Raw genomic sequence first — 18,764 nt, forward strand, 5'->3', positions numbered from 1 at the left:
AAGCCGGCGTGGTCGTGCCTAGATCAGCGCTCGCGAAAGGTTTCCCATGAATATGTATTCCGCGGCGGGCGAAGGCTCGTCCCAAAGCCCCGGCTGGCACGGCACCACCATCCTGACGGTCCGCAAGGGCGGCAAGGTCGTGGTCGGCGGCGACGGCCAGGTCTCGATCGGCCAGACCGTGATCAAGGCCAACGCCAAGAAGGTCCGCAAGCTCGGCAAAGGCGAGGTGATCGGCGGCTTCGCCGGCGCAACCGCCGACGCCTTCACGCTGTTCGAGCGGCTCGAGGCCAAGCTCGAGCAGTATCCCGGCCAGCTGACCCGCGCGGCGGTCGAGCTCGCCAAGGACTGGCGCACCGACCGCTATCTGCGCCGGCTCGAAGCCATGATGATCGTAGCCGACAAGGACGTGTCGCTGGTGCTGACCGGCACGGGTGACGTGCTGGAGCCGGAAGCCGGCGTGATGGCGATCGGCTCCGGCGGCAATTATGCGCTGGCCGCCGCACGGGCGCTGATCGACACCGACCAGGACGCCGAGACCATCGTGCGCAAATCGCTCGGCATCGCCGCGGACATCTGCGTCTACACCAACGGCAATCTCACCATCGAGTCACTGCCCGCATGAGCATGGCGCGGGCCGAACGGCCGGCGGCGTCCGCGACCGGCCTGCCGGTCCGCTGGGCGCTTGTCGTCGTCGTGGCCCTGCTGGCGAGTCAGGCCATGGCGCTGTGGGCGATGGGACGGGTGCCGATCTGCACCTGCGGCACCGTCAAGCTGTGGCACGGCGTGGTGCAGAGTTCGGAGAACTCGCAGCACCTCACCGACTGGTACACCTTCTCCCATATCATCCACGGCTTCCTGTTCTACGCCGGCACGCGGCTGCTGCTGCCGCGCTGGTCGTGGGCGGCGCGGCTGATCGTGGCGGTGCTGATCGAAGGCGCCTGGGAGCTGACGGAGAATTCGAGCTTCATCATCGAGCGCTACCGCGCCGGCACGATCTCGCTCGATTACTACGGCGACAGCATCGTCAACTCGGTCGCCGACACGCTGGCGATGATCGCAGGCTTTCTGCTGGCGTGGCGGCTGCCGGTGGCCGCGACCATCGCAGTCGCGGTGCTGTTCGAAGTGCTGGTCGGGCTGCATATCCGCGACAACCTGACGCTCAACATCATCATGCTGATTCATCCGTTCGATGCCATCCGGCAGTGGCAGGCGGGACCGCCCATTATCTGACAGCTTTGCATCGGGCGGCTCGCATCTGACCGCTTGCTCCTCACTCCGACCGACCCTACGTAGGCCCCATGACCGACTTCTCTCCCCGCGAAATCGTCTCCGAACTCGACCGCTTCATCGTCGGACAGGCCGACGCCAAACGCGCGGTCGCCATCGCGCTGCGCAACCGTTGGCGGCGGCTGCAGCTCGAAGGCAGCCTGCGCGAGGAAGTGCTGCCGAAGAACATCCTGATGATCGGCCCGACCGGCGTCGGCAAGACCGAGATCGCGCGACGCCTCGCCAAGCTGGCCGGCGCGCCGTTCCTGAAGGTCGAAGCCACCAAGTTCACCGAAGTCGGTTATGTCGGCCGCGATGTCGAGCAGATCATCCGCGACCTCGTCGAAGTCGGCATCGCCCAGGTGCGCGAGAAGAAGCGCAAGGACGTTCAGGCGCGCGCCCAGGTCGCCGCCGAGGAGCGCGTGCTCGACGCGCTGGTCGGACCGGGATCGAGCGCAGCGACGCGCGACTCGTTCCGCCGCAAGCTGCGCGCCGGCGAACTCAACGACAAGGAAATCGAGGTCGACACCCAGGCTGGCGGCAGCGGATCGCCGATGTTCGAGATCCCCGGCATGCCGGGTGCGCAGATCGGCGCGATCTCGCTCGGCGACATTTTTGGCAAAATGGGCGGTCGCACCAAGACGCGGCGGCTCACCGTGGCCGACTCGCACGAGATCCTGGTCAATGAGGAAGCCGACAAGCTGCTCGACAACGATCAGCTGGTGCAGGAAGCAATCAGCGTCGTCGAGAACAACGGCATCGTGTTTCTCGACGAGATCGACAAGATCTGCGTGCGCGACGGCCGCAGCGGCGGCGAGGTTTCGCGCGAAGGCGTGCAGCGCGACCTGCTGCCGCTGATCGAAGGCACCACCGTCACCACCAAGCACGGCGCGGTGAAGACCGAGCACATCCTGTTCATTGCGTCGGGCGCCTTCCATATCGCCAAGCCGTCGGACCTGCTGCCCGAACTGCAGGGCCGCCTGCCGATCCGCGTCGAGCTCAACGCGCTCAGCCGCGACGACATGCGGCGCATCCTGACCGAGCCGGAGGCCTCGCTGCTCAAGCAATATGTGGCGCTGATGCAGACCGAAGGCGTGACGCTGGAATTCGGCGACGACGCCGTCGACGCGCTCGCCGACGTCGCGGTAGCGGTCAACTCCACGGTCGAGAACATCGGCGCGCGGCGGCTGCAGACCGTGATGGAGCGCGTGCTCGACGAGATCTCCTTCGTCGCTCCCGACCGCGGCGGCGAAACCATCCGCATCGACGCCGACTACGTCCAGAAGAACGTCGGCGATCTGGCTAAGAACACGGATCTGAGCCGGTTCATTTTGTAGGCAGTTGCGTCAGCGCTGCGTTTGTCCCGCAACCGCCACAACAACTGCGGACGTCATGCGCGAGCTTGACCCGCCTGCGGGGCCGAAGCCCTTTCGGCGCGGCGAAGGCCCGCGCATCCATCCTTGTTCGCAAGACGATGGATTGCCGGGTCAAGTCCGGCAATGACGGGTTTGGTTTTGCGATGCGCCGCAAGTAACAACTATCCTTACCCCCATATACCGACGTCATCGCCCGGCTCGTCCGGGCGACCCAGTATTGCAGAGTATCAGCGGCTAAGTAATGACCGCTCTGGAATACTGGATCACCCGCATGCGCGGGTGATGACGGCAAGTGGGTGGCGCGGCCTGTGGGACAACTAACAGCGCATCGGCTTAGTAACCGCGCGCCCGTCGCACCCGCACATACAGCGCGCCTTCGCCGCCGTGGCCGATTGCGGCTTCGTCGAAGCCGACCACATAGGCGCGGAATTCCGGCAGACTCAGCCAATGCGGCACCTGCCGGCGGAGCACGCCGCGTTCGCCATCGCCCGGCCGGCCGCCTTTGCCGGTGATCACCAGCACGAACGCCATTCCGTCGTGACTGGCGCGCTGCAGAAAACGCAGCAGCGCCAGATGGGCGCGCGCCTGGGTCATGCCGTGCAAGTCGATCCGCGCATCGATGTCCTTGCGGCCACGCGACAGATGCGAGCGTTCGCGGCGCCCCAAGGTGGCGAGCGGCGGCGGACTCATCGGCGCCGCGGGCTTGGCCGGACGCTTGATCGGCTGGTGCGAGGGCGCGGCGGCCGGGCTTTTTGCAGCAGGCGCCTCAGCCGGCGCGACGGTCAGCTCGATCCGGGTCAGCCGCGGCCGCCCGCGCAGCGGCTTGACCTGTTTGGCGACACTGTCCCACAGCGCCCGCTCGTCCTCGCTGAGGTGGCGCTTGCGCCGCGGCGCGGGGGCATCGAGCGGAGGAATGACACGCTTCATCGCGGTCAGTGTACGTGGCGGTGATGGTAGCGCCAGTGATGGCGACGATATTTCCGCTTCGCCGCGGCCGGCGCGACATCCGGGCGGGCCTGCGGCGTCGGCACAGCCTGCGCGGTGACTCCGGTCGTGTCGCCAGGTTTGGCCGGCGGTTGCGAAGCGGCCACGTCCTTGGTCCCGGCCTGGGGAAACTGCTTGGCGATCTTAGCCGACGGCCGCGGATCGGGCAGCGGCATCGTACGGCCGCGGGCCAGCGGATCGAGGCTGTTCGGCAGCAGCATCACGAAGCGGATCGGATGCCGCATCCGCCCGGCGACCGCGCCGGCTTCGGCGCCCGCGCCGAAATACAGATCGGCCCGCGCCGGCCCGACGATCGCCGAGCCGGTGTCCTGCGCCACCATCAGGCGGCGAAACTCCGTCTTGGAATCCACCGCCGCCACCGGCAGCTCGCCGGTGATGAAGAACGGCGTGCCATAAACGTGCAGCGCCTTGTCGACTGCGATCGATCGGCCGGGCGTGAGGGGCACGCCCTGGGCGCCGATCGCCTCGTCGTCATCCTTCAGCTTGACCTCGCGGAAGAACACATAGGAGCGGTTGGCGCGGCGCAGCTCCTTGGCGCCTTCCGGATTAGCCTCCATCCAGTCGCGGATGCGCTGCATCGACATCTGCTCCTTGGGGATGATGCCGCGGTCGATCAGGATGCGGCCCACCGGCGTGTACGGATAGCCGTTATGGGCGTCGTAATTGATTCGGATGAAGCTGCCGTCTTCCAGCTTCACCCGCGCCGAGCCCTGGATCTGCGAGAACAACAGATCGGTCTCGCTCTTCAGCCAGCAGATCTCCAGGCCGCGCCCGGCCACCGCGCCGTCTTCGATCTCGGCCCGGTCGTAGTAAGGCACCAGCTTGCGGCGGCCGATCTTGCGATACACCGGCCCGCCATTCGGCAGGCTGGCGGTCTGGCCGTAGCCGCGCACGAACAGATTCGACGGACGCCGATACACCGGCACGTTATAGATGTCGGTCCGTACCCGCGAGCCCTCGACGACCGGCTCGTAGTAACCGGTGACGAAGCCGGAATCCTCGCCGACGCGCGAGATTTGCAGCGGCACAAAGTGATGTTCGAAGAAACGGCGGGCCTGCTCGGCGCTGGTGACGTCGGCGGCGCGCGCGGCGCGGCAGGGCTCAATCAGCGAGGAGCCGATCGGCTTGCTGTCGGCTCCGGGCTGTGGCCGGGCCAGGATCGGCCGGCAGCTGTCGCGGAAGGTCTTGAAGGCGGCGAGTTGATCGTCGGCGGCCCAGCCGGGGACTTGGTCCCAGCTCACCGGCGCATACTGGCCGCCGGGAATCTCGATCGGCCAGATCGGTTTGACGTGGCGCTTGTGAGGCTGATGATGGTGCTTCGCGCCGTGGTGGCGGGGCGCTGCGTCCGCCACCGTCGCTGCCACCATCGCGGCGGCGGGCGTCAGCAACACTGCGGCGGCGATGACGCCGCGCGCCCAGGCGGCGCCGGATGCGCCGCGCGCCTTACTGACCGGCGCCGGTGCCAACCAGCTTCCAGTTCGGATCGCGCGAGCTGACGTCGCGGGCGAAGGTCCAGACGTCGGTGATGTCGGCGACCTTGTCGGGCGTGCCATCGACGATCGCACCGGCCTTGTCGCGGGTGACCGAGATCATCTGCGACACGAACTTCACCGTAAGCTGGGCCGTGTGCTCGCGCACCTCGGCGCTGATCAGCTCGGCCTTCTCGATCGCCACGAAACGGGTCTCGGTCTTGAGCTCGTTCTTCTCGCGATCCTTGATGGCCGCGTCGAAGCTGTCATAGACCTCGCTCGACAGCAGATCCTTGAGCGCGCGGCGGTCGCCATTGGCGAACGCCATCACGATCATCTCGTAGGCGCTCTTGGCGCCGGTGAGGAAGTGGTTGGCGTCGAACGACGAGTCCTGCTGGACGACGGCATTGAGGCCGTGGGCCAGCGGCGAGTCCGGCTCGGCGATGCCCTTCCAGCGATCCGACGGCGGCACGACATCGGGGCTCGGCGCGCTCGGCACCGGGTCGATCACCGAACCGGGCATCGGCACGACATTGCCGTCCTGCTTGCCGGACAGCACGTCGCGCGCCGCCGCGCGATCGAACGGCGGCCGCTCATTGCCGGTCTTTTGACCGAGCACGTTGCGCAGACGCAGGAAAATGAACACCGCAAGCGCAAGAAAGATGATGGTGTAGATATCCACGTCGCTTCACTTTCTCATCGGCGCCGGCCGGGCGCGTAAAGCGCCTGCGGCCGAGGGCCCGGAATCACGATGGGCCGGCCCTCAGATGTAGTGAGGAACTTGGCCCGTCCAATGGCGCGTTTTGGCACAGCCGGGCCGGTTGGCAAGTGCCGTCCTGCCGCGCCCGGGCTTCCAACCGGCTGAATGTAAGCCCTTCGTCGCAGCGGGGAAACCGGATCATTGTAAGAAAGTTCACTGCGCCAGTGATTTAGGCAGGTCTGGCTGCCGTGGGTGGATTCGGCCTCGGCGGCCTGCTGTCGTGCCGGCGGCTGCAGCTTCGGTCGACCTTGTGGATGGCGGCGGGCCTATGATAGCCACTCGCCGACACTTTCACCCCGCCTCTTCGCGTGAATGCCGCCGCTCCGGCCGCATCTTCCCGCGCTCGCCCAGGAGAGATATCGATGACCAACGGCAACGGCGCTCCCCCGGAGGGCGCACCTCCGCAGCTCAACGTGCTGGCGCAGTACACCAAGGACCTGTCGTTCGAGAACCCGAACGCCCCGGCCTCGCTGGCGCCGCAGCAGAACCAGCCGGCGATCAACATTCAGATCAATGTCGGCGCCAACAAGCTCGCCGACACCGAATACGAAGTGACGCTGTCGATCGAGGGCAAGGCCGAGTCGGGCAGCAACCTGCTGTTCAGTTTCGAACTGGCCTATGCGGGCGTGTTCCGGATCGTCAACGTACCGGAAGAAAACATGCACCCGCTGATCATGATCGAATGCCCGCGGCTGCTGTTCCCATTCGCCCGCGAGATCATCGCCAGTGCGGTCCGCGATGGCGGCTTCCCGCCGCTGATGCTCGACCCGGTCGATTTCGTCGGCCTGTATCGCCAGAACCTCGAGCGGGCGCAGAGCCAGCCGAGCTGAGCTCGCTTGAACGGACAAAATTCGTCATGGCCGGGCTTGTCCCGGCCATTTGCGTTTCTGGGATGGTGCGCTGAGGCCGAAGCGTCCGGTCTAAACTCAAAGCAGGGCCGCGTCGGGGTCCGCGCGCTCAGGCGCCGGCCGCGTACTCGTTCCAGATCGCCTTCTCACCCATCAGCCCGATGAAGGCGCGGTGAGCTTCGAGATCAGCATCGGTGACCCGCGGCGTCAGCGCGATCGGCCGCTGCCGGCGAGGGGTGTCGCCGCCGACGCCGGTCCGCTCCGACGGCACTTCGGCCAGAATCAGCTGCGACTGCCGCGCGCCGATCAGGTCGATATAGACTTCGGCCAGCAGTTCGGCGTCGAGCAACGCGCCGTGCTTGGTCCGGCGTGAATTGTCGATCGCGTAGCGCGAACACAGATCGTCGAGCCTGTTCGACACGCCCGGATGCTTGCGCCGCGCCAGCAGCAGCGTATCGACCAGCCGCTCACGTGGGATCGCCGCCCGCGACAGCCGCCCCAGCTCCGCATTGATGAAGCCGATGTCGAACGAGGCGTTGTGGATCACCAGCGGCGCATCGCCGATGAATTCGACGAACTCGTCGGCGATCTCGGCGAACAGAGGCTTGTCGGCGAGGAATTCGCTCGACAGCCCATGCACCGCGAAGGCCTCGGCCGGCATGTCCCGCTCTGGGTTGATGTAGCGGTGATAAACCTGACCGGTCGGCATCCGGTTGAAGATCTCGACGCAGCCGATTTCGACCAGCCTGTCGCCGCGCAGCGGATCGAGGCCGGTGGTTTCGGTATCGAGGACGATTTCACGCATCGGAGGCCGGACAGCTCGGTGGACGAAAACAGAGCCGGCGAATCAGGACCGGCGACGCGGCATTTTAGCAGCAGCGGCGAGGATTTCCTGGATCCGTGCCCGCACCGGGTCGAGCCCATCCGACGTATCCACCACGAAATCCGCGCGCTTGCGCTTTTCCGCATCCGGCATCTGCCGAGCCAGGATGGCGTCGAGTTTTTCCGGCGTCATGTTCTCGCGCGCAAGAATCCGCTCACGCTGCACGATCGGCGACGTGGTCACCACGACCACCGCATCGACGCGCTTCTCGCCGCCGGTCTCGAACAGCAGCGGCACATCGACCACCGCGACCGCGGCACCGGAGGATTCCGCGTCATCGAGAAAATTCTGGTGATGCGATCGCAGCATCGGATGCACGATCTGCTCGAGCCGCTTCATCGCTGCGGCGTCGTGCACAACCTTGGCGGAGAGCAGCGCGCGGTCGACCTTGCCGTTCACGACGACGCCGGGAAACGCCGCTTCGATCGCCGGCACCGCTTCGCCTTCATAGATCTTATGCACGGTGGCGTCGGCGTCGTAGACCGGCACGCCCGCTTCCTGAAACAGCTTGGCGGTGGTCGATTTGCCCATTCCGATCGACCCGGTCAGCCCGAGCACCAGCATGCTTCGTCCGCTCCCCTAAAACGTCAGCAATTTCTGGCTACGCAGAAATGCCAGCAGAGGCAACAGCGGCAGGCCCAGAATGGTGAAGTGATCGCCGTGGATGCCGTCGAATAGATGCACCCCAAGACCTTCGACCTGATAACCGCCGACGCTGGACGTCGCCTTGTCGCCGGCCTGGTCCAGATAGGCGGAAATCTCGTCGTCGGTCAGCGGCCGCATCGTCATCCGGGCAATGACCACGTCGGAAAACAACACCAGTCCATTGCGAACCAGCGCGATCGCCGAATGCAGTTCATGACGGCGACCGGCGAGTTCGCGGAGCTGCCTGGCCGCGTCGGCCCGATCCGCCGGCTTGTTGAAACCGCGGGCGCCGAGCGCCAGCGTCTGATCGGCGCCAAGCACCAAGCGGCCGGGATGCCGGTTCGACACGAAGGCAGCTTTCTCGCGCGCCAGCAGGCCCGCAATCTCGCCGGGCGACGACAGGCCGGATGCCTTGGCGATGCCGCGCTCGTCAATGTCGGCGGGACTCGCGTCGAATGGAATTCCGGCGTTGCCCAGCAGGGTCTGACGCGCGCGGCTCTGCGACGCCAGCACCAGCGGCTGTGGCCCGAGCCACAGCGTCATTCGGAAACCCTCTGACGCTGCCGGTCGGCGAGCAGCTTCATGATTGCCGCGGCGGTTTCTTCGATCGAACGGCGCGTCACATCGAGCAGCGCCCAGCCATACTTGGCGCTGAGCTTTCGGGCGAGCAGCACTTCGTCGGTCACGGCCTGCTTGTCGATATAAGAGTCGTTGCCCGCGCCGGCGCCGATGCTGAGCAGGCGGTTCTGCCGCACCTGAATCAGCCGCTCCGGCGAGGCGTGCAGGCTGACCACCAGCGGTTTCTTCAAGGTTTCGAGTTGGTGCGGAATCGGAATGCCGGCGACCAGCGGCACGTTGGCGGTGCGGATGCCGCGATTGGCCAGATAGATCGAGGTCGGCGTCTTCGAGGTGCGCGACACGCCGACCAGCACCACGTCGGCTTCCTCGAGGCCTTCGACGTGCTGGCCGTCGTCATGCATCATCGAATAGTTCAGCGCGTCGATCCGCTGGAAATATTCGGCATTGAGCGTGTGCTGCGCGCCGACGCGGCCGGTGGTCGAGGCGCCGAGATAGGCTTCGAACAGCTGCATCACCGGCCCGATGATCGACAGGCTCGGGCTGTTGATCTCCTGGCACTTGGCCTCGAGCCGGTTGACCAGCTCGCTCTCGAGCAAGGTGAACAGCACGATGCCGGGCGATTCCTCGATCTCCTGCAGCACGCGATCGAGCTGCTTCTGGCTGCGCACCAGCGGATAGACATGTTCGACAGGCGTGACGTTGGCGTATTGCGCCGCGACCGCGCGGGACACCGTGATCAGAGTCTCGCCGGTCGAATCCGACACCAGATGGAGGTGAAAATAGCTGCCGTCGGTCAGCATCATGACCCTGTGTATCCTGTGAACAGCGGGGCGAAAACCGCCGGATTGCGGCACCGCAGCCGACGCGGGCGGGATAACCCGGCGTTTTCTTCACAGGCCTCGGGGTGAGGAAAGTGTCTCGGGATGAAGCCGAGGTTAACGGGGGAATGTGGATTTGTCTCTTGATAATACGAGACCATGACGCCGCCAACAGCCGACGCCACGGCGCCCGGCGCGCTCTGGACAGCAGTCGCCAGGACCTGTGCAAATGTGAATCATGCACGGACAAGCCGGGACATCTTCTGTGCCGGCCCTATCCCCTGTCACTACGACTCAAACCCTAAGAATCTATAAATATTGTTTAGAGGGGTGGAGCTTGCGGAAAAGCCCGTCATCGCGCATTCGAGTAACGCGTGGCGAGGACGGCGGGTTCCGCATCGGCACGCGAACTCCGCGTGGTGGGCGCCTTCATGTTCGACTGGTCAGATGTCTATCTCTGGGTGAAGGCACTGCATGTGATCGCGGTGATCTCCTGGATGGCCGGGATGCTCTACATGCCCCGGCTGTTCGTCTATCATTGCTCGGCGGAAGTCGGATCGGTTCAGTCTGAAACCTTCAAGGTGATGGAACGCCGGCTGTATCGGGCGATCATGAACCCGGCCATGATAGTGGCCTGGGTGGCGGGCCTGGTGATCGCGTGGGAGCAGGGCTACTTCGTCGTCGGCTGGTTTCACGCCAAGCTGGCCGCCGTGGTGCTGATGACGGTGATCCACGTGATGCTGGGCCGCTATGTGCGCGATTTCGCCGCAGACCGGAACACGCGATCCCATAAATTCTACCGGATTATCAATGAGATACCGACACTTCTGATGATTGGTGCGGTGATTTTCGTGGTGGTGAAGCCGTTCTGATGCCGCAAAATCGGGCGAAGGTCCGATATCGAACGCCTTGCGAAGCTCCCGGCGATTTTCTATAGTTCGATTGTCCCACCTAAGCAGGCGAATGTGGTTGCGATCCGGTTGTGTTTGAGCCGGCCGCCGCATCGGGTTTGAAGCCTCTTCGCACCTTCCTTGCTCAAGACGTCGTCGACCTGAAGACCTGCGGACTCCCCGTATTTCCAGTCGCCGCTCTTCCGCTGACGAATCTCCCCTCTCGCTTTTCCACAGGACTATCCCAATGCGGGAAATGAAACTGCAAGACCTCAAGGCGAAGACGCCGGCCGAGCTCGTCTCGTTCGCGGAAGAGCTGGGGGTCGAGAACGCCAGCACGATGCGCAAGCAGGAGCTGATGTTCGCCTGCCTGAAGCAGCTGTCTGCCAAGGAGACCGACATCATCGGCGAAGGCGTCGTCGAGGTGCTGTCCGACGGCTTCGGCTTCCTCCGTTCGCCGGATGCGAACTATCTGCCTGGCCCGGATGATATCTACGTCTCGCCATCGCAGATCCGCCGTTTCGGCTTGCGCACCGGCGATACCATCGAGGGTCACATCCGCAGCCCGAAGGAAGGCGAACGCTACTTCGCGCTGCTGAAGGTCAATACACTGAACTTCGAGGATCCCGAGAAGTCCAAGCACAAGGTCAATTTCGACAACCTCACGCCGCTGTTTCCGGACGAGCGCTTCCGTCTCGAGATCGATGATCCGACCCGCAAGGATTTGTCGGCCCGGGTCATCGATATCGTGGCGCCGATCGGCAAGGGCCAGCGCGCCCTGATCGTGGCGCCGCCGCGCACCGGTAAGACCGTGCTGATGCAGAACATTGCACACTCGATTACCGCCAATCATCCCGAGTGCTATCTGATCGTGCTGCTGATCGACGAGCGGCCCGAAGAAGTCACCGACATGCAGCGTTCGGTGAAGGGTGAGGTGGTGTCCTCGACCTTCGACGAACCGGCGGTGCGTCACGTTCAGGTCGCCGAGATGGTGATCGAAAAGGCCAAGCGCCTGGTCGAACACGGCCGCGACGTCGTCATCCTGCTCGACTCGATCACCCGTCTCGGCCGCGCCTACAACACCGTCGTGCCGTCCTCCGGCAAGGTGCTGACCGGCGGCGTCGACGCCAACGCGCTGCAACGGCCGAAGCGGTTCTTCGGCGCCGCGCGAAATATCGAAGAGGGCGGCTCGCTCACCATCATCGCCACCGCGCTGGTCGATACCGGCTCGCGCATGGACGAAGTGATCTTCGAAGAGTTCAAGGGCACCGGTAACAGCGAACTGATCCTCGACCGCAAGGTCTCGGACAAGCGTACCTTCCCGGCGATCGACATCTCGCGCTCCGGCACCCGCAAGGAAGAGCTGATCACCGATCCGCAGGTGCTGAAGAAGATGTACGTGCTGCGCCGCATCCTGAATCCGATGGGCACCATGGATGCGATCGACTTCCTGCTCGACAAGCTGCGCAACACCAAGAGCAACGCCGAGTTCTTCGAGTCGATGAACACCTGATCGACGACAAGGCTAAGCGGATTGAAAAGGGCGTCCTGACCGGACGCCCTTTTTGTTTGGCCGTTGCGCTGAACGGTGGGGCTGGGCAAGACAAGGCATGCATCCGAACGACCAAACCATCTTCGCGCTTTCGACCGGCCTGTTGCCGTCGGCGATCGCGATCGTGCGGGTGTCGGGTTCACACGCGGGCGATGTCGTGGACGCATTGGTCGGGGAATTGCCGGTGCCGCGAATCGCGCGCCGCGCGGTGATCCGCGATCGCGCCGGCGAGCCGATCGACGATGCGGTGGTGCTGTGGTTTCCGGCGCCGGCAAGCGCGACCGGCGAAGACGTCGCTGAGTTTCATATTCACGGCGGCCGGGCGGTGCTGGCGGCGCTGACGTCTGCGCTGGCTTCGTTCGACAACGTCAGGCCGGCCGAGCCGGGCGAGTTCACCCGGCGCGGCTTCGAGAACGGCAAACTGGATCTGACCGAGGCCGAAGGTCTCGACGATCTGATCAACGCCGACACCGAGATGCAGCGGCGGCAGGCGATGCGGCAGCTCTGCGGGCTGCTCGGCGACCGGGCGCGGCAATGGCGGGCGCAGATCATCGAAGCGGCGGCGCTGATCGAAGCCGGCATCGATTTTTCCGACGAAGGCGACGTGCAGGGCGACCTGATGGCGCCGGCGCTGTGCAAGATCGCCGAGCTGCACGCCGAGATTACCGCCGTTCTGTCTGCGCAAGGCCGGGGCGAGCGGCTGCGCGACGGATTGGTGGTCGCGATTGCGGGCGCGCCGAACGTCGGCAAGTCGACGCTGCTCAACAAACTCGCCCGCCGCGAGGTGGCGATCGTCTCGCCCTATGCCGGGACGACTCGCGACGTGATCGAGGTTCATCTCGATCTCGGCGGCTATCCGGTGACGTTGATCGACACCGCCGGCATTCGCGCCAGCGATGATCCGGTCGAACAGGAAGGAATCCGGCGGGCGCAAGCTCGGGCGGCGGACGCCGATCTGGTGCTGTGGTTGGATGACGGGCGCGAAGACGCGGCGGTGATGCCCAACGGGACGATCTGGCGGATTCGCACGAAGGCGGACCTGGCGGGATTCGGTGCGGGCGAACAGAACGCGAGGTTCGCGATCTCGGCGGAGACCGGAGAGGGGCTTGGGCGGCTGATTGCTGCGGTGCAGCAATTCTCTGCTGATTATTTCGGCGCTGCGGAGACGAGCCTCATTACACGGCAGCGTCACCGGGGCATGTTGCAGGATGCTGCATCTATGTTGCATCGCAGCATAAGGCCGGGGCTTGCACCGGAGCTGGTCGCGGAAGAACTGCGGTTGGCGGCGCGGACGCTTGGACGCCTGCTGGGCCGGGTGGATGTCGAGGATGTGCTCGGCGAAATCTTCGGTCGGTTCTGCATCGGCAAGTAACCGCTGTAGGAGGTAAGCGGAGCGCCGGCACCTGACGCCAATGTTTCACGTGAAACATCGCCGAACTCCCCTCGGCAATACCGCTTCAAAGCCATCAGGTTGTGCGCTAGAAGCCCTGCTATGTGGACAACTTTCGACGTCATCGTCATCGGCGGTGGTCATGCCGGCTGCGAGGCTGCGGCGGCCGCCGCGCGCGCGGGCGCCCGCACCGCACTGGTCACTCACCGCTTCGCGACGGTCGGGGCGATGTCGTGCAATCCGGCGATCGGAGGATTGGGCAAGGGCCACCTCGTCCGCGAGGTCGACGCGCTCGACGGACTGATGGGACGGGTCGCCGACGCCGGCGGCATTCAGTTTCGTATGCTCAACCGCCGCAAGGGTCCGGCCGTTCGCGGACCCCGCACCCAAGCCGATCGCAAGCTCTATGCCGCGGCGATGCAGACCGCGATCCAGGCGATACCGAATCTCGAGGTGATTGAGGGCGAGGCCGACGCGCTGTTGTCTGGCGAGGGCCGCGTCACCGGTGTCCGCTTGGCTGATGGCCGTGAGCTCGCGACCGGCGCGGTGGTCATTACCACCGGCACGTTTTTGCGCGGGCTGATCCATCTCGGCGAGCAAAGTTGGCCCGCCGGCCGGATCGACGAGGCGCCGGCGCTCGGCCTGTCGGCTTCGTTCGAGGCGCTCGGCTTCAGGCTCGGTCGTCTCAAGACCGGCACCCCGCCACGGCTTGATGGTCGGACCATTGATTGGGGCGCAGTCGAGATGCAGCCGGGCGATGATCCGCCCGAGCCGTTCTCGGTGTTGACCGCTGCGATCAACACACCGCAGATCGAATGCGGCATCACCCGGACGATGCCGGCGACCCACGAGGTGATCCGCGCCAATGTGCATCGCTCGCCGATGTATTCCGGGCAAATCCAGTCGACCGGACCGCGCTATTGTCCATCGATTGAGGACAAGATCGTTAAGTTCGGCGATCGCGACGGCCATCAGATCTTCCTGGAGCCGGAAGGCCTCGACGATCCGACCGTCTATCCCAACGGCATCTCGACCTCGCTGCCGGAAGACGTTCAGCGCGCGATCCTGACCACGATCCCGGGTCTGGAGCGGACCGTGATGATCCGCCCCGGCTATGCGATCGAATACGACCATGTCGATCCGCGCGAGCTGGAGCCGACGCTGCAGACCAAGCGGCTGCGCGGGCTGTTTCTGGCCGGTCAGATCAACGGCACCACCGGCTATGAAGAGGCTGCCGCCCAGGGGCTGGTCGCCGGCCTCAATGCGGCGCTGCTCGCGGGGGGCGGCGAGCTGGCGGTGTTCGACCGGGCCGACGGCTATCTCGGGGTGATGATCGACGATCTGGTCACTCGCGGCATCACCGAGCCGTACCGGATGTTCACCTCGCGGGCCGAATATCGCCTGACGCTGCGCGCCGACAACGCCGACCAGCGCCTGACCGACCGCGGTCTGGCGCTCGGCTGCGTCGGGACCGAGCGGGCGGCGTTTCACCGGACCAAGATGGCGGCGCTGGCGGAAGCTAAGGCGTTGGCGCGCTCGCTGTCGATCACGCCGAACGAAGCCGCCCGGCACGGTCTGGCGCTCAATCGCGACGGCCAGCGCCGTTCGGCCTTCGATCTGTTGTCCTATCCGGAGATCGGCTGGGAGCAGGTGAGGGCGATCTGGCCGGAGTTGGGCGCCGTGTCGCCCGTCATCGCCACCCATGTGGAGATCGACGCCAAATACGACGTCTATCTGGAGCGGCAGAAGGCGGACGTCGAAGCCTTCCGCCGCGACGAGAGCCTGTCGCTGGTCGACATCGACTATGCAGATGTGCCGGGCCTGTCCAACGAAGTCCGAACCCGTTTGGAGCGGCATCGGCCGCACACTGTCGGGCAGGCCGGCCGTCTTGACGGCATCACCCCGGCCGCACTGGGCATTCTGGCGGCCTATATCCGCCGCGTTGCCCGAAAGCGGCCGTCATCAGCGACCTCGCCATAACGTTTCACGTGAAACGGGGTGGAACCGACACTGTTTCACGTGAAACAGGTTCCAGCTCGCTCGTTTACTTCGCTTTGGCCTTCCGCGCGGCTTTCGGACGTGGGCGAGCGTGCTGCCAGGCCGTTTCGAGAGCAGCCTTGAGATCGTCGTCTGTCATCGCCGTTAGTAGTCCGGTGGTCCAGCCCTGCACACCCCAAGCATTGGGAACGGGCGAAAAGGCGGCTGTCAGCAGCATGCACTTCAGGGCTTGCTCATCCGGCATGAAGCGAAAGTTTGCCGACAAGCCGTCCGCAGCCAGCGTGACATAGGTCCGTGCGACCTTGAACGCTGTGCGATCGAAGTGCGGTGCTGCAGTCGTGCCGTCCAGAGCCAAGGCCATTCTTCGCAATGTTGTCCCGTTCGTCATGACCCCTCCTGCAAAGGCACAACGCGTCCTAAAATCATGGCTGGAATCGCTCGCCGCCATTATATGAAAGAGCGCGGAGATACCGCGCCTTCACTTCAGCAAAGCTATGGCGAAAAGCCCTCTCAATTCTTCCTCGACCCAGTCCGCGGATCTGGCAGCTGACAAGGCCGCCGCGCTGGCGCTGATCCCTGTTTCACGTGAAACAGAGGCGCGGCTCGATGCCTATCTGGATCTGCTCCGACTGTGGCAGGCCAAGACCAACTTGATCGCACCCTCGACATTGCCTCAGCTCTGGACCCGCCACGTCGCCGACTCGCTGCAGCTCGTCGCCCTCGCGCCCGACGCGCGGCGGTGGCTCGACTTTGGCAGCGGCGGAGGCTTCCCGGGCATCGTGCTGGCTTGCGCGATGGCGGAGGTGGGCGGCCACGTCATTCTGGTCGAGCGGATCGCCAAGAAGGCGGCATTTCTGCGCGAAGCGCTTCGCGTGACCGGCTCGCCGGGCACAGTCATCCTCGCGGACATCGGGGATAATGTGGATAGGTTTCCCAAGCCGGTCGATTGCATCACCGCGCGCGCGGTGGCTTCGCTACATCAGCTCATCGGTTTCGCCAAACCCCTGATGGCCCCCGGCACGCGAGCGCTGTTTTTGAAGGGCCAAGATGTAGAGGCGGAATTGACTGAAGCTACCAAGTATTGGAAGATCGAGCCGCGTTTGCACGCCAGCCTGACAGGCGGTCAGGGATGGGTGGTCGACCTCGATCGGATCGACCGGCAACCTCTCACCGCCAGCAAAGACTCCGCGCATGACCATCATTGATGAGATTTATCAAGGGGATAGGGCAGTGACCGAGCCCGGCCGTCCGCGCATCATCGCGCTCGCCAACCAGAAGGGCGGGGTGGGGAAAACCACTACCGCCATCAACCTCGGCACCGCACTGGCTGCGATCGGCGAGCGCGTGCTGATCGTGGATCTCGATCCGCAGGGCAACGCCTCGACCGGCCTCGGCATCGACCGCCGCGACCGCAATACTTCGACCTACGACGTGCTGGCCGGCGAAGCGCCGCTGCGCGACGCCGTGGTGGCGACCGCGGTGCCGCGGCTGCACATCGCCGCCTCGACCATGGACCTGTCGGGCCTCGAACTCGAACTCGGCCACAGCCGCGACCGCGCCTTCCGGCTGCGCGATGCGATTGGGATGCTCAACAAGGACATCGATCCGCCGCTCGACTACACCTATGTGCTGATCGACTGTCCGCCCTCGCTGAACCTCTTGACCGTCAACGCGATGGCTGCGGCGGATGCGATCCTGGTGCCGCTGCAGTGCGAGTTCTTCGCCCTCGAAGGTCTGTCGCAGCTGTTGCAGACCGTCGAGCAGGTGCGTTCGACCCTGAACCCGGACCTCACCATCCACGGCATCGTGCTGACGATGTTCGACAGCCGCAATAATCTGTCGAGCCAGGTCGTCGCCGACGTCCGCCAGTTCATGGGCAAGAAGGTCTACGACACCATGATCCCCCGCAACGTCCGCATCTCGGAAGCGCCGAGCTACGGCAAGCCGGTGCTGGTCTACGATCTGAAATGCGTCGGTAGCGAAGCCTATCTCAAGCTCGCCACCGAAGTGATCCAGCGCGAACGCGAACTACGCACGACGCACTGAGCGTCGTCACATCCTTCGTCGGGTGGGCAAAGCGAAGCGTGTCCACCCGGGTGTCTCGTCATTGCGAGCAAAGCGAAGCAACACGGAAGCGCCGAGCACCAGGCTGGATTGCTTCATCGCTGCGCTCCTCGCACTGACGACAATCTAACTACCAAGTCTCGTTTCATCTGTGCGGAGTAGCGACGTGAATCCAAGGGAGACGGCGATGGCCGACGAGCACCGTTCGCGACTGGGGCGGGGCCTGGCGAGTCTGATCGGGGATGTCGGCGGCGAAGCTGCGCATGTCGAGCGGCCGCGCGGTCAGCGCAAGGTGCCGATCGAATTCATCAAGGCCAATCCGCGCAACCCGCGCCGCACCTTCACTGACGCCGAACTCAGCGAGCTGTCGGATTCGATCAAGCAACACGGCGTGATCCAGCCGATCGTGGTCCGGCCGGTGAAGGGCGCGACCGATCGGTTCGAGATCATCGCTGGCGAGCGGCGCTGGCGCGCGGCGCAGCGCGCCGGGCTGCACGAAGTGCCGATCGTGCCGGTCGAAGTCTCGGACGCGCTCGCGCTCGAAATCGCGATCGTCGAGAACGTGCAGCGCGAGGACCTCAACCCGCTCGAAGAGGCGCTCGGCTATCATGCGCTCGCCAACGACTTCAAGCGCAGCCAGGACGAGATCGCCAAGATCGTCGGCAAGAGCCGCAGCCACGTCGCCAACATGATGCGGCTGACCAAGCTGCCCGAGGACGTGCAGTCGCTGATCGCCGCCGGCGATCTCAGCATGGGCCACGCCCGCGCGCTGATCGGCGTGCCGGATCCGTCGGCCGTCGCCAAGCGCATCGTCGCCGAAGGCCTCAACGTCCGGCAGACCGAAGCGCTGGCGCATGAGGAGGGCGTGCCGGAGCGCAAGCCGCAGAAGCCGCGTGCGACCACCTCGGCGAAACCGCCGAAGGACACCGATACGCTGGCACTGGAAAAGCGTATCAGCGACGCGCTCGGCATGAAGCTGACCATCGACGACCACAACGGCGCCGGCACGGTCCAGATCCGCTACGCCGATCTCGACCAGCTCGACGACATCATCCGCCGGCTGGAGGCGGGCGGTTAGTTAAAGTTGTTAGTTCATGCCTTGAACGACGACCTCTCGTTCGTCATTCCGGGGCGCGCAGCGGAGCAGCGCGAACCCCGAATCCAAAATAACAAATTTAACGGGTGGGCACGGCGAGGCGGGTTCCAGCGTCGAGCCGAAGT

Annotated in this window: 19 protein-coding genes; 11 read left to right on the forward strand and 8 right to left on the reverse strand. The window is 65.0% G+C overall.

Annotated features, from left to right (window positions below; all coding sequences use genetic code 11):
* The first annotated feature begins 52 nt into the window (after positions 1 to 52).
* The 3 genes from hslV to hslU all read left to right on the forward strand — a co-directional run bounded on the left by hslV (position 53) and on the right by hslU (position 2,603).
* Positions 53 to 622 (forward strand): ATP-dependent protease subunit HslV, encoded by a 570-nt coding sequence (hslV, locus tag ACOJTD_RS00835; protein WP_420131067.1) that lies wholly within the window; start codon positions 53 to 55, stop codon positions 620 to 622.
* Positions 619 to 1,230, forward strand: a complete 612-nt coding sequence (locus ACOJTD_RS00840) for a DUF2585 domain-containing protein (protein WP_420131052.1) — start codon at positions 619 to 621, stop codon at positions 1,228 to 1,230. The genes hslV and ACOJTD_RS00840 overlap by 4 nt, the downstream gene beginning before the upstream one ends.
* Positions 1,231 to 1,298: 68 nt before the next feature.
* Positions 1,299 to 2,603: an ATP-dependent protease ATPase subunit HslU gene (hslU, locus tag ACOJTD_RS00845; protein WP_420131053.1), complete on the forward strand. Its 1,305-nt coding sequence runs from the start codon at positions 1,299 to 1,301 to the stop codon at positions 2,601 to 2,603.
* A gap of 372 nt (positions 2,604 to 2,975) precedes the next feature.
* On the opposite strand, the gene ACOJTD_RS00850 is transcribed toward hslU, so the two are convergent.
* From ACOJTD_RS00850 to ACOJTD_RS00860, 3 genes are all read right to left on the reverse strand, one after another.
* On the reverse strand, positions 2,976 to 3,569 hold the full coding sequence (locus ACOJTD_RS00850; protein WP_420131054.1) for a Smr/MutS family protein: 594 nt from the start codon (positions 3,567 to 3,569) through the stop codon (positions 2,976 to 2,978).
* Positions 3,570 to 3,574: 5 nt separating this feature from the next.
* The gene (locus ACOJTD_RS00855; protein ID WP_420131068.1) at positions 3,575 to 5,014 is read right to left on the reverse strand and encodes a murein transglycosylase A; all 1,440 of its coding nucleotides are present in this window, start codon (positions 5,012 to 5,014) and stop codon (positions 3,575 to 3,577) included.
* A 76-nt stretch (positions 5,015 to 5,090) separates the two neighbouring features.
* Positions 5,091 to 5,798 carry a Tim44/TimA family putative adaptor protein gene (locus tag ACOJTD_RS00860; protein ID WP_420131055.1) on the reverse strand — a complete coding sequence of 236 codons (708 nt, stop codon included), beginning with the start codon at positions 5,796 to 5,798 and terminating at the stop codon, positions 5,091 to 5,093.
* A gap of 440 nt (positions 5,799 to 6,238) precedes the next feature.
* On the opposite strand from ACOJTD_RS00860, the gene secB reads away from it, so the two are divergent.
* On the forward strand, positions 6,239 to 6,706 hold the full coding sequence (secB, locus tag ACOJTD_RS00865) for a protein-export chaperone SecB (RefSeq protein WP_420131056.1): 468 nt from the start codon (positions 6,239 to 6,241) through the stop codon (positions 6,704 to 6,706).
* 127 nt (positions 6,707 to 6,833) lie between these two features.
* On the opposite strand, the gene dnaQ is transcribed toward secB, so the two are convergent.
* The 4 genes from dnaQ to ACOJTD_RS00885 are packed head-to-tail and all read right to left on the reverse strand — an operon-like array spanning position 6,834 to position 9,631.
* Positions 6,834 to 7,529, reverse strand: a complete 696-nt coding sequence (dnaQ, locus tag ACOJTD_RS00870; RefSeq protein ID WP_420131057.1) for a DNA polymerase III subunit epsilon — start codon at positions 7,527 to 7,529, stop codon at positions 6,834 to 6,836.
* 42 nt (positions 7,530 to 7,571) lie between these two features.
* Positions 7,572 to 8,171, reverse strand: a complete 600-nt coding sequence (coaE, locus tag ACOJTD_RS00875) for a dephospho-CoA kinase (protein WP_420131058.1) — start codon at positions 8,169 to 8,171, stop codon at positions 7,572 to 7,574.
* Positions 8,172 to 8,186: 15 nt separating this feature from the next.
* Positions 8,187 to 8,795 (reverse strand): Maf family protein, encoded by a 609-nt coding sequence (locus ACOJTD_RS00880; protein WP_420131059.1) that lies wholly within the window; start codon positions 8,793 to 8,795, stop codon positions 8,187 to 8,189.
* Positions 8,792 to 9,631 carry a pyruvate, water dikinase regulatory protein gene (locus ACOJTD_RS00885; RefSeq protein ID WP_420131069.1) on the reverse strand — a complete coding sequence of 280 codons (840 nt, stop codon included), beginning with the start codon at positions 9,629 to 9,631 and terminating at the stop codon, positions 8,792 to 8,794. The genes ACOJTD_RS00880 and ACOJTD_RS00885 overlap by 4 nt, the downstream gene beginning before the upstream one ends.
* Positions 9,632 to 10,080: 449 nt before the next feature.
* Here ACOJTD_RS00885 and hemJ point away from each other — a divergent pair, with 449 nt between their 5' ends.
* The 4 genes from hemJ to mnmG all read left to right on the forward strand — a co-directional run bounded on the left by hemJ (position 10,081) and on the right by mnmG (position 15,461).
* Complete coding sequence (gene hemJ / locus ACOJTD_RS00890) at positions 10,081 to 10,521, forward strand: protoporphyrinogen oxidase HemJ (RefSeq protein ID WP_420131070.1); 441 nt, start codon at positions 10,081 to 10,083, stop codon at positions 10,519 to 10,521.
* A 265-nt stretch (positions 10,522 to 10,786) separates the two neighbouring features.
* Positions 10,787 to 12,052: a transcription termination factor Rho gene (gene rho / locus ACOJTD_RS00895; protein WP_054162154.1), complete on the forward strand. Its 1,266-nt coding sequence runs from the start codon at positions 10,787 to 10,789 to the stop codon at positions 12,050 to 12,052.
* 97 nt (positions 12,053 to 12,149) lie between these two features.
* Positions 12,150 to 13,463 (forward strand): tRNA uridine-5-carboxymethylaminomethyl(34) synthesis GTPase MnmE, encoded by a 1,314-nt coding sequence (gene mnmE / locus ACOJTD_RS00900; protein ID WP_420131060.1) that lies wholly within the window; start codon positions 12,150 to 12,152, stop codon positions 13,461 to 13,463.
* 120 nt (positions 13,464 to 13,583) lie between these two features.
* On the forward strand, positions 13,584 to 15,461 hold the full coding sequence (gene mnmG, locus ACOJTD_RS00905; protein ID WP_420131061.1) for a tRNA uridine-5-carboxymethylaminomethyl(34) synthesis enzyme MnmG: 1,878 nt from the start codon (positions 13,584 to 13,586) through the stop codon (positions 15,459 to 15,461).
* Between the two features lie 64 nt (positions 15,462 to 15,525).
* On the opposite strand, the gene ACOJTD_RS00910 is transcribed toward mnmG, so the two are convergent.
* Positions 15,526 to 15,867, reverse strand: coding sequence for an MmcQ/YjbR family DNA-binding protein (locus ACOJTD_RS00910; protein WP_420131062.1), 342 nt, complete (start codon positions 15,865 to 15,867; stop codon positions 15,526 to 15,528).
* Between the two features lie 106 nt (positions 15,868 to 15,973).
* On the opposite strand from ACOJTD_RS00910, the gene rsmG reads away from it, so the two are divergent.
* From rsmG to ACOJTD_RS00925, 3 genes are all read left to right on the forward strand, one after another.
* Positions 15,974 to 16,684, forward strand: a complete 711-nt coding sequence (gene rsmG, locus ACOJTD_RS00915) for a 16S rRNA (guanine(527)-N(7))-methyltransferase RsmG (protein WP_420131063.1) — start codon at positions 15,974 to 15,976, stop codon at positions 16,682 to 16,684.
* The gene (locus ACOJTD_RS00920) at positions 16,671 to 17,525 is read left to right on the forward strand and encodes a ParA family protein (RefSeq protein WP_420131064.1); all 855 of its coding nucleotides are present in this window, start codon (positions 16,671 to 16,673) and stop codon (positions 17,523 to 17,525) included. The genes rsmG and ACOJTD_RS00920 overlap by 14 nt, the downstream gene beginning before the upstream one ends.
* A gap of 205 nt (positions 17,526 to 17,730) precedes the next feature.
* Positions 17,731 to 18,621 (forward strand): ParB/RepB/Spo0J family partition protein, encoded by an 891-nt coding sequence (locus ACOJTD_RS00925; RefSeq protein ID WP_420131065.1) that lies wholly within the window; start codon positions 17,731 to 17,733, stop codon positions 18,619 to 18,621.
* Positions 18,622 to 18,764: the final 143 nt, after the last annotated feature.

This window comes from Rhodopseudomonas sp. (genome assembly GCF_048594845.1).
Classification (GTDB): Bacteria; Pseudomonadota; Alphaproteobacteria; order Rhizobiales; family Xanthobacteraceae; genus Rhodopseudomonas.